This is a genomic window from Autumnicola edwardsiae, assembly GCF_031846505.1.
Taxonomy (GTDB): domain Bacteria; phylum Bacteroidota; class Bacteroidia; order Flavobacteriales; family Flavobacteriaceae; genus Autumnicola; species Autumnicola edwardsiae.
Map to the genome: position 1 here is coordinate 1 of NZ_JAVRHP010000097.1, position 11479 is coordinate 11479.

Below are 11479 nucleotides of genomic sequence, written 5' to 3' on the forward strand. Positions count from 1 at the left end.
AAGACTTATTTACGCTCAGGTATTTCCTATCGGTTTACTAGGTTTTGAAGCTTATTTTTCCGTAATTTTAAAAATTGAACACTAAAAAACACACTAATATGAGCGATTTAAAATTAGGAGACAAAGCACCAAACTTTGATGCGGAAACATCGGAAGGTAAAATTAATTTTTACGAATTTCTTGGCGACGGATGGGGTATTCTATTCTCCCACCCTGCAGATTACACCCCGGTTTGTACTACCGAACTCGGAGTTACAGCGAAATATAAGGAAAAATTTGAGAAACGTGACGTTAAGGTCATGGCCCTGAGTGTAGACGGAGTGGAATCTCATAAGGGTTGGATAGAAGATATTAACAGCACACAGGATACCACGGTAAATTTTCCAATTATCGCAGATGAGGACAGGAAAATTGCCAATTTGTATGGTATGATCCATCCAAAAGCAGATAATACCCTCACCGTGAGATCTGTTTTTATTATAGACCCCGAAAAAACTATCAAGCTAATGATCACCTATCCTGCAAGTACAGGAAGGAATTTTGATGAATTACTACGTGTGATTGATTCATTGCAATTAACAGCAAATCACAAAGTAGCGACACCTGCAAACTGGAAAAATGGAGAAGACGTGGTTATAAGTCCGGCAATTTCCAGTGAAGATGCTAAGGATATTTTCCCGAAAGGATTTAAAGAAGTAAAACCTTACCTAAGAATGACCCCGCAGCCAGACAAGCAATAATTTGCAAAGGATTATAGAAGTAAAAAGCTGCCGAAATTCGGCAGCTTTTTTTATATCCAGTCCCTTCGTTTCTTCAAATGTTCTATATGTGCATAGTGATGCCTACCATGCCACGCATACATCGCAAGACATTCTAAAAGGCTACACTCCCTCCCGTTTTCGGGGTGACGGAATGTTCTTCTATAATCGCCTGGCTCCATGCCTTCAAGTAAAAATACCCATTTTGCATGCAAGGCTTTAATATTATCCAGAGAGAGACCTATGGGTGCGGTTTTGCTATCAAAAAGTATTGCATAAGCTTTTTCATCATAAGCCTTTATTAACGGATTGTCCTCTGTTAAAGCCCATTTAAACCGAATATAGGCATGGCTATGGCTATCTGCCATGTGATGAATTAGCTGTCTTACCGTCCAGCCTTCCGGCCTGTACGCCGCATCCAGTTGTTGTTCACTAAGTTTCTTTACCAGATCTTGAAGCCTTAAAGGAAAGTCTGCAATATCGCCAATCCAGTCCTGAATATAATTCTCAGGACGGCACTCCGGAAAATACATTTTTCCGATGGGATATTTTAATAATTCCAATTGTTCCGAAGTCATTCCTAAAGATAAAAAAACGTGCTGAAAAAATCAGCACGTTCTATCTTCAAATTATTTGTTTCCTGCACAAGATGCAGGTCGATATTTGCCAATTTTCGGCACTCATTAAATTCGGTTACTTCACATCCATAAGTTCAACATCAAACACCAAAGCAGCATTTGGAGGAATAACCCCTCCTGCCCCACGTTCTCCATAGCCAAGATGGGAAGGTATTACAAACCTTGCCTCATCGCCAACCTGCAGCATCTGGATACCTTCGTCCCAGCCTTTTATAACGTGGCCCACTCCAATAGGAAATTCAATTGGCTGTTTTCTTTTATAAGAAGAATCGAAAACAGTACCATCGGTAAGCATACCTTTATAATGTACAGAAACAGTCTTCCCTTTTTCAGCTCTTGGACCGTCTCCCTTTTTCTCAATTTTATATCGCAGTCCGCTTTCGGTCTTTTCAAAACCCTGGGAAATTTCGCCAAGAAGCTCTTCCTGCTGCTTTTTTGCCGCAGCTTCACGTTCTGCTTTTGCTCCGTTAAATTGTCTGAAAGATTCTACCGCATTAAAACTTTTGGCAGCTTCTCCTTCTCTTATAATTTCCAGCTTTTCAATTTTATCTCCCTGGGAAATTTTATCAACCACGTCCTGTCCTTCCACTACATTTCCAAAAACGGTATGTTTCCCGTCCAGCCATGGCGTTGCACCATGAGTGATAAAAAACTGACTCCCATTGGTTCCCGGGCCGGCATTAGCCATAGAAAGTGTTCCCGGCGAGTCGTGTTTCAAATCCGGATGTATTTCATCCTCGAACTGATAACCCGGACCTCCCGAGCCTGTACCTTGAGGATCTCCTCCTTGCACCATAAAATCGGGAATCACACGGTGAAATTTCAAACCGTCGTAATACGGCTTCCCCTGTGGAATTGCATCATTTTCTATGTTACCTTCAGCAAGACCAACAAAGTTACCGACTGTTCCAGGTGTCTTTTCAAATTCTAAACTGACTAAAATTTCACCTTTTGAAGTGTGAAATTTAGCATATAAACCATTATCCATTTTTTCTGTTTTTTATTGAAATGCAAAGATACCGAAATAAAGTTTTAAGGCTAAAGGTTGAATGAAAAACAGGCCTTTAACCTCATCGGAAATATCTTCAGAAGCCGAAAGTTAATGAGATAACAAATATCTCAATTGATTAAAACACCTTCTCTCCGTTAACATATGTTTCCAGTACTTTTATTCCCGGAATATTTTCAGCTTTCACTTTCATTATATCCTGATCCAGAACAATAAAATCGGCAAATTTTCCTTTTTCAATGCTGCCCTTTTCATCTTCTTCAAAATTGCTGAAAGCCGCCCAGATAGTCATCCCACGCAGGGTTTCTTCCCGCGAAAGCGCTTCATTAGCCATAAATCCTCCTTCCGGGTAATTCTCTGTATCCTGCCTTGTGACAGCGGCATAAAAAGTAAGAAACGGACTAACCTCTTCTACCGGAAAGTCTGTTCCCAAAGCAATAATTCCGGCCTGGTCCAGTAATTTCTTATAAGCGTAGGCACCTTTAAGCCGTTCTTGACCCAACCGCTCTTCAGCCCAATACATATCGCTCGTCGCATGTGTAGGCTGTACAGAAGGAATTATATTTTTACTAAAGTATTTAAAATCTTCCTCATCGATTACCTGCGAATGTTCTACCCGCCATCTTCTGTCTTCTCCTTCGCTCAGCAATTCATCATAGGTTTTTAGAACAAGATAATTAGCCGAATCTCCTATTGCGTGGGTATTCAGCTGAAATTCTGAAGCGGCAATTCTTCTTGCTGTTTCTTCAAAATCTTCTATTGGTGAAAGCAAGGCTCCAAAATGCGAAGGCCTGTCTGTATATTCTTCTTTAAGGGCAGCTCCCCGTGAACCCAGCGCTCCGTCTCCGTAGAACTTAATGGAGCGAACATTCAGCCGATCTGTTTTATACGGTCCCTTTTCCAGGAAAAAGTCCAGATTTTCTTCGGTATTGCTAATCATCGCATAGATACGGATCTTTAAATCTCCTTCTTCATGGAGGTTGTCCATAAGTTCTATGGTGTTCTTGTCGATTCCTGCATCAACCACGGTAGTAAGACCGTATTTAAAGCAAATATCCTGGGCCGCCATTAAAGCTGTGGTTTGTTCTTCTGTGGTCGGTTCGGGCTGTGCGTTTGTGACAAGACTCATGGGATTATCTACTATTATCCCGGTAAGCCTTCCGCTTTTTTGTTCAATATCGCCACCTTCAAAAGGAGTTTCTGTGGTGATTCCGGCAGCATCAAGCGCTGCCTGATTAGCAAGTAAAGCATGCCCGTCTATACGGGTAACCGCTATGGGGGTATCGGGAAACAGGCGGTCCAACGTATCTTTTGTTGGAAATTCTTTGTTCTCCCAATCATTCTGGTCCCATCCTCTTCCTGTAATAAAATCTACCGCATTTTTCTGCTGAAACTCAACAATTCTGGTAATTACTTCCTCAAAACTTTCTGTTCCCGTAAGATCTACCCTGTTTTGCTGAAGTCCCAACCTGTAGAAATGTGCATGAGCATCTATAAAACCCGGAAAAACAGCCTTTCCTCCTGCATTATAATTTTCTGAAACTTCATATTTCTCCCTAAGTTCTTCAGAAGAACCAACTGCCAGAAATTTTCCATCCCTCACTACAAACGCTTCAGCTTTACTAAAACTACTATCCACAGTATAAATTTCAGCATTAAAAACCAGAAGGTCTGCAGGTTCCTTTTCTGTTGAATCACATGCAGTTGAAATAACAGCAAGGATCAGGATAAATAAAATTTTTTTCATGAATTCAATTTTGTGCAAAAATAGAAAATACGCCCGATGAAAGGCGTATTTTCTGAATTATAAGTTCATTTGCAGTCTGAAATATTTTGAGAAAGGTTAGAATCCCATTGCTTCCCCAATAGCAGAACGAATATCTGGATTTGCCGCTGCGGCCAGGGCAATTGATACAAAGAGGCCTATCATTGCATAGGAAAAATCTTTAAAGATCATTTTACCGGCTTTCTTGCGATGCTTCTTCCCTTTCTTTTTACGGGCAAGGCTAATAGCGATTTCCCGTCCTCCAATAACCCCAAGGAAAACCCAGGTTGTACTCATTGGTACGGTACTAATAAATAGCTTATAAATAAGCATTACCACATAAATTAGATCCACTAGTGTTGCAGCCCGAATATCAGAAATACGAGTCTTTTCACTTACCACTTGCTGAATTTTATCGCCGCGCAGGTAAAATAAAAGGCCAAGACCTAAAAATATTGTAAGAGAGAAAACAGTAAACTGAAAAACATCCAGCTGTCTTGGGAGGAAAACGGCAATATTCGCACCGTCCTGCATTACCCATACACCCCATAGCGTACCACTCACGATCCACTGTATTACCGTCCAGCTGTTGCTGAATTTCCTGCTTTTGAAATATTTTTTTATAAGGTTATAGGAGAAATACCATACCAAAAAGGAGAGCACAAATGCCATAATATACCCGGTCCAGCTTTTCCATACCACAGAGGTAATACCTGATGTGTCTGCACTAAACACACTCAGGATCAAAAATGTTGTGGAAACCGGCATCCGTAACCTGGTAAGAATTAAGAGGATCAACGGAGCTATAATCTGAAAGAAGCTAAATCGCTCCGGATGTGGATATGCTGTACTTCCATCGGGTTTTAAAAGCCGCTGATAAGTTACATCTCCGTCAAAATGAAACCAGCTAAAAGTGACCACCGTCAAAAAAATTGTACCAACATAGATCCATAAAACCCACCATTTTTTTCCCCTGTTACTTTCAATAAAAGTTCCCAGGGATTGGATACTGTCGTTGGCCACGGTTGCATAAGCTGCAAAAAAGAAGCCCAGCCACATTGCGGCCCGGCTGTTACCAGTGAAAATGCCGGCCATAATAATTCCTACAATTATAATTGCCAGGAAAGTCTTTTCCTGAACTAAAAAATCGAGGATGTTTAAGTAAGGTCGGTCGCGGTTAATCCGCCTGAATTTTTTTGCCATTAGAATTTAGATTACTTCGTAACTAAGGTTTGGGTCCTTATTTTTCGGGTGCAATATTAACTTAAATTTAAGTTACCAATGTTTACTAATTGTTAAGTAATGCTATTTGATGAAGATAATAATTTTCTGAAAAACAACATTTTAAGATCAGAATCCGGGCATTTTTAAAAACAGATTAGGTAAAAATGAAAAAAGCACCTTAACGGTGCCTTTGTTTCATCATCCAAAAATTTTTATCTAATCCCGCTTAACTTTGCTAGAAATCGAATTTATAAGTAGCGCCGGCCAGAACCTGCAGCCCCTGCACCTGGAAATTTGTCCATCTCTCGTAATTGTTATTCAGCAGATTATTTCCTCTTACAAAAGCAGAAAGCTGGTTGTTAAACCGGTAACCCAAATGCGCATTTAGGTCGAAGTAACTGTCCAGCGTCACAATTTCTTCAGATAAACCACCGTCCACCGGCCTGTTGTCGATAATTGCCAAATCCTCACGCTCACCTCTAAAGAAGATATTTCCACCGGCATACCATTTTTCCGTGATCTGATAGTCTGCATTTAGGGAAGCCTTTACATTCGGCAAATTCCAGGCTTCGGCCTCTTCATCTGTAGCATAATTAAAATATTCCGCATTTAGGGAAAGACGAAAATTCCTGTTTACATCAAGATTAAGTTCCCCAGAAAATGAAAACGTATTCACATCATCATAAACCACGTTAAAAGAATTTCCGTAGCCATAATCCTCCATAGAAGCTATTGGACCTGTAGGATTTCTTCGGAACAATGGTTTATTGAACTGGGACGCATATCCGGCTCTTACATTATAACCAAGATAAGTTGTTAACCTCCCTTTTGCACCCACATAAGCATCATATTCTGTTTCTGAAGGCTGAATTGCCAGTGCAGGGGAAACATACGGGTTTTCCTGAAAGAAATTGTAGTATGTATTTTGCTCCAGCTCTCCTTCCAGACCTGCATAAGCGGTTAAAAGATCTCCTGAAAGCCTGTAACTGGCGGTAATCTGCGGATATAAATAGAAATTGTTATCACTGTTTTCGGAATCCAGGCTGTAGAAAATACCAACACCCAAATTAAGTGTAAGATCATCCCTAAGCACCAGTAAACTGGGACTAAATCCAAAATTCATAAAGGTATAATCTTGCGCTGTTCCGTTTAAAGCGGACTCTTCAAATTGGCCATTTACGATATCTGCAGTAAGATCTGAAGTGATTAGCTCTCCGGCAATATTTACTTCAAAAGTCCCTCTTGCATCAAAGTGATTTTCAGACGAACTGTAAGAATCACCTGAATGTCTGAACCTTGCTTTTGCATTATCAAAAAAGGAATCATAAAGCTCTATTTCTCCGCCTGCATAAACCGAAAAATAGTTCTGCGTAGGATCTATATCCATTAACTGATCGTTAGAAAGTACAGGATTTTCGGGCAAGCCATACCAGTTAAAAAGCTGGTGCTGTCCTCCTACTTCGGTCTTCCAGGAAATGTCGCGGTCCCTCCTGGTATAACTTAAATTAAGTTCGGTATCATAAAACTGATCGTCCAGTCTCACCCCTTCTATCCCGCCCTGAGAGGAATTATGAGTAAAAAAAATTCCGAAGTTATCGGTACGATTTACCTCCAGGTTACTGTAAAATTCTGCCAAAACGTTGGAATAAGTTCCAAATCCAAGCGTAGCATAATTGTCGTAAACCTTGGGTGGCCTTTCCCGCTCCACATTGGTAGCACGACCTTTAGCCGGTGTAAACGTGGAAGCTACAGGTACAGAAAATATGCTGTACTGTACCGGCTTTTTCGCGGTATTTACAGAATCTGCCCTGGTTGGGGTTTCGCGTATTTTGGATGCATCACGTACAGAAGGCGAATACGGTTTTACAACTGTAACGGTCTCACTGCCAATTGGGTCCTGAGCAAAAAGAACACCGCTAATTAGAAATAAGCCTAAAAACAGGCTTATTTTTATTCCCTCCAATGCATTTAATTTTTTCAGGATTAAGCTGAATTTAAAATTTGATTTTAGATCCATATTATGGGGATTTGCGGCGAGGTCCTTGTTTAAAAAAATTCGCATATAAAAATTCTTAGTTGTTAGGTTGAGTAGTTCTAGTTTTGTACTGAAGAGTTGGTTTCGGACTCCTTTGCCTTGATCCTGGCAAGTTCAGCTTTAGCTTCGGCGACCACTTCTTGTTGATTTCCGAAGTTTTTAATAACATTTTCCAGAATATACGTGGCCTGGTAAGCGTCTCCCAGTTGATCGAAGTTCTTCGCCATTAACACCAACCCCTTGGATCCCCAGCGTTTATATCCTGAAAAGTCTTTGGCCAAAATTTGAATTGCGGCATTGGAGGCCTCATAATTTCCGCTTTTATTCTTAAAATAGGCATCGTAGTACAAAGCTTCGGCGGCCAGTTCTCCGGTTGCCGTTTTTTGAACTTCAGCATAAGCAGTTTTTGCCCTGCTCTCGTTTCCGTTTTTAAGAGCTGCCCTTGCGACGATTACCTGTGCATCTGTTTTTGCTTTTTCCTCGGCCCCGGGATCCTGAAGGACCTTTTCAGCATAAGACTGGGCTTTTGAAATATTACCTTGTTCAAAATAAGATTTCATAAGATTAGACTGCGCAAAAATCAAATTTTCCTGGGTTTCCGCCTGCTTTTCCAGTCTTTCCAAAAGCGGAGTAGCTTCAGCATAATTTCCTTTTTCAAGATAAATCTGCGAAAGTCTCGCGAGCGCCTGCTCTGTAAATTCGTTATTTGGTTTACTCACTATAAACCTGTAGTGGCTCATAGATTTGTCTTTATTCCCTTCACGGAAATAAAGTTGCGCCAGGTAAAAATTGGCATTTATCGAGTGTATACCGTTAGGGAATTCTTCAATATAATTCTCAAATCCTCTAATAGCCTGAGTCGTGTTATTGTTGAGATATTGATTTTCTGCAGATTCGTAAGTGGTATTATCCAGGTCTGCATCAGAAACTTCTACAAAGTCAATATTCCTTACCCAACTGGCATACTCGTTTGTTCGCCCCATATCCACATACACATTTCTCGCTGTGGAAACCGCCTGCATAGCTTCCGGAGTATTAGGATAATCTGCAACCACCTTCTTAAGCCGCTCCAGTGCTTTATCCCCCTGGTTGGAATTGTAGTAAACCAATCCCTGTCTCAACATAGCCTTTGGAACAAAAGCACTGCCGGATACATCTCTAATAAGCCGGTTGTAGGCCTGTACTCCTTCAGAAGAGTTGTTCATTGCTACATACGTATTTCCCAACTCGAACAACGCATCGTCCCGGTAACTGGAACGCGGATACCTGTTTAAGAAGTTATTCAATTCTTCTATTTTGGTCTCATTCCTGTCCACAAACCCATAGCTGATCGCCTTTTGAAAAGCCGCGTAGTCACTATTCTCCACATTATTTGCAATTGCGCTATTATACGCCTCCATGGCAGGCCAGTACTGGCTGTTCACAAAATAACTATCTCCAAGCCTTAAGTACGCATCGTCCCTCCTTGGGCCATCACTACTGGAATTTTCTGCATATCTTTTAAAATAGTTGACCGCCTGTGCATAATCGTTCTTTTTGAAATAGGCATACCCAAGATTATAGTCCAGGTTTTTCATCTCGTCTGTACCACGGGCAGCCGTCATCCCGTCAAACTCTTTATAGCCAATAATCGCATCGTCTATTCGGTTCACATTAAATTCGCTTTCTGCCTTCCAGAAAGTAGCTTTGGCAGTAATTACCGGGTCACGTGGTTCAGCTAAAGCTTTTTCAAAATTTTCCAGTGCTTTGTAATAATCTCCTTCTTCATAAAGCTCCAGCCCATAGTAATATGCCACCTTTTGGTACGCCTGCTTATCACTAAAATTCCTGTTATTCTCCAACAGGCTCATCGCCTCTTCATAGTTTCCGGAATTAATGAAAGAATCTACAAGTAAGGTTTCTATTTCCTGCCGGGAATCTGAATCTGGATATTTTTCAAGGTAATTAAGAAGCACCTGCGACGGACTTTCATAAGAATTGCCAATTTCGTAGCTCAGCTTTGCATAATTTAAGTAAGCATCTTTCTGAATTTTTGCATCAAATTCCATTTCGCTGGCATTTTTAAATGCATTCAGCGCCTGTTGTTTCTGCTCAAGGTTCAGATAAGATTGGGCAAGGTGATAATAAGCATTTTGGGCAACCGAATTGTTACCGTCAATAATTTTATTAAATTCTGAAACGGCACCTTCATAATTGCCCTGCTTGTAATAAGCATATCCAAGCTGGTAATAATCTGTATTGTTCCATTTTCCGCGAAGCCCCTGATATTCCTTTAAATATGGGATCGCCTCTTCGTACTGCCCAAGATTAAAGTAACTTTCTCCAATAATTTTGTTGAGCTGTGATTTTTCCTGGCGGTTAGAACTTGGCAATTGCTCCAGTCCCAACTTAATTGCCTCCTCAAAATTTCCTAATTTAAAGTTCATATCGGCCTGGAAATAGGAAAGGTCTTCGCTATAACGGTCGTTATCCTGTACTTGCTGAAAATTTTCGTTGGCCTCTTCGTAATCGTCACTTTCATAAGCCATAAACCCAATGTAATATTTGGCCTGGGAGCCATATTCCTCAGAGTCTCTTACACGCTCCAAATAAGTGCGTGCCTGCTCATAATCATTAGAGCGAAAATAAGCGTAACCATTATTGAAGTAAAAACGCTGCCGGTCTTTACGGCTCATGGCATTTTCATCTACTTTATCATACCATTTCCTGGCCAGCGTATATTTACCGGTATTAAAATAATAATCGGCAACATCCAGGTAAGCGGAATTGGTTTTTGTACTGGTTGGATACCTCGTCACAAACCTTTCCATAAGCCTGTCGGCACCCTGCTGGTTAAGCCTTACCGCTGCATTTGCGATGTAATAAGCAGCATCAGCTTTAATTTTTTCATCTTCAGTTTCATCTTTTACATCATCAAAGAGATTTTGCGCTGCCAGGTATTGCTCATTATTATAAAGTTCCAGTGCCCGGTTAAAATCGGCCAGGGTGTTTGTAAAAGCAGCAGTTTGCTGGGAATATCCTTGAAATGAGAAGAATAGTAAAGCAACAAAAAGAAGAGATTTACTGGTCGTCATTTATATAGTTTTTGGTTGAAGTTCAAAGATAATTTATATCGTCTTTTTAATAACGATGAATGCAGGCTATAATTATGTTAATATGAAAAAAAGTAAACCTTCACTTTTTGAAAAATGTATATTTACAGATAATTTTACAACACAATCAGTTAAAAAGATTTATGTCCCAACCAGTACTGGAATTAAAAAATGCCGCTGTTTATCAGCGTGAGAGCCTTATCCTTTCTGAAGTTGATGTTACCGTGAATAAAGGAGACTTTGTCTACCTTATCGGAAAAACGGGTACAGGAAAGAGTAGCTTTATGAAAACGCTTTATGGTGATTTGCCTTTAACCGAAGGGGAAGGCCATATTGTTGATTTTAACCTGCGTACTTTAAAGGAAAAGGACATTCCTTACCTACGCCGAAAATTGGGCGTGGTTTTTCAGGATTTTAAATTACTTACCGACAGGAACATAAAAGACAACCTTCTTTTTGTACTGAAAGCCACCGGCTGGAAAGATCAGAAAGGAATGGATAGTAAAATTGATGAAGTACTGGATAAAGTGGGCATGAAAACCAAGGGCTTTAAATATCCTTATCAGCTTTCTGGTGGCGAGCAGCAAAGGGTTGCCATTGCCCGTGCACTTCTAAACGATCCGGAATTAATCCTGGCCGATGAACCTACCGGAAATTTAGATCCGCAGACCTCTGTGGAAGTTATGGAAGTGCTTCAGGAAATCAGCAAAAACGGAAATACCATTTTGATGGCTACGCACGATTATGCTTTATTGCTGAAGTATCCCTCCAAAACATTAAAATGCGATGGCCAACGTGTTTTTGAAGTGGTGCAAAAGACAATTTAGTTTGGAGTTTGTAGTTCGGAGTTCAAAGTTTTTAAAAAAGCCTCTCGACAAGCTCGATGTGACAATTCAAAACGAAATCCTGCGAGGTTTTTAAAACCTCGTAGGTTTGTGATGGAAATATAGTTCCATCT

General features: G+C 40.5%; 8 protein-coding genes. 2 read left to right on the forward strand and 6 right to left on the reverse strand.

Annotation, left to right across the window (positions count from 1 at the left end):
- Positions 1 to 98 precede the first annotated feature (98 nt).
- Entirely contained in the window at positions 99 to 740 is a 642-nt protein-coding gene (locus RM529_RS14110) for a peroxiredoxin (protein WP_311485411.1), read from the forward strand.
- Positions 741 to 790: 50 nt separating this feature from the next.
- On the opposite strand, the gene RM529_RS14115 is transcribed toward RM529_RS14110, so the two are convergent.
- The 6 genes from RM529_RS14115 to RM529_RS14140 all read right to left on the reverse strand — a co-directional run bounded on the left by RM529_RS14115 (position 791) and on the right by RM529_RS14140 (position 10503).
- The gene (locus RM529_RS14115) at positions 791 to 1336 is read right to left on the reverse strand and encodes a YfiT family bacillithiol transferase (RefSeq protein WP_311485412.1); all 546 of its coding nucleotides are present in this window, start codon (positions 1334 to 1336) and stop codon (positions 791 to 793) included.
- Between the two features lie 115 nt (positions 1337 to 1451).
- A complete protein-coding gene (locus tag RM529_RS14120; protein ID WP_311485413.1) occupies positions 1452 to 2384 on the reverse strand; it encodes a peptidylprolyl isomerase in 933 nt (310 codons plus the stop codon).
- A 139-nt stretch (positions 2385 to 2523) separates the two neighbouring features.
- Positions 2524 to 4152 (reverse strand): amidohydrolase, encoded by a 1629-nt coding sequence (locus RM529_RS14125; protein ID WP_311485414.1) that lies wholly within the window; start codon positions 4150 to 4152, stop codon positions 2524 to 2526.
- A gap of 96 nt (positions 4153 to 4248) precedes the next feature.
- Entirely contained in the window at positions 4249 to 5373 is a 1125-nt protein-coding gene (locus tag RM529_RS14130) for a hypothetical protein (RefSeq protein WP_311485415.1), read from the reverse strand.
- Positions 5374 to 5629: 256 nt separating this feature from the next.
- Positions 5630 to 7456: a TonB-dependent receptor gene (locus RM529_RS14135; RefSeq protein ID WP_311485416.1), complete on the reverse strand. Its 1827-nt coding sequence runs from the start codon at positions 7454 to 7456 to the stop codon at positions 5630 to 5632.
- Between the two features lie 32 nt (positions 7457 to 7488).
- Positions 7489 to 10503 carry a tetratricopeptide repeat protein gene (locus RM529_RS14140; RefSeq protein WP_311485417.1) on the reverse strand — a complete coding sequence of 1005 codons (3015 nt, stop codon included), beginning with the start codon at positions 10501 to 10503 and terminating at the stop codon, positions 7489 to 7491.
- A gap of 161 nt (positions 10504 to 10664) precedes the next feature.
- On the opposite strand from RM529_RS14140, the gene RM529_RS14145 reads away from it, so the two are divergent.
- Positions 10665 to 11348 carry a cell division ATP-binding protein FtsE gene (locus RM529_RS14145; RefSeq protein ID WP_311485418.1) on the forward strand — a complete coding sequence of 228 codons (684 nt, stop codon included), beginning with the start codon at positions 10665 to 10667 and terminating at the stop codon, positions 11346 to 11348.
- The last annotated feature ends 131 nt before the right edge of the window (positions 11349 to 11479 follow it).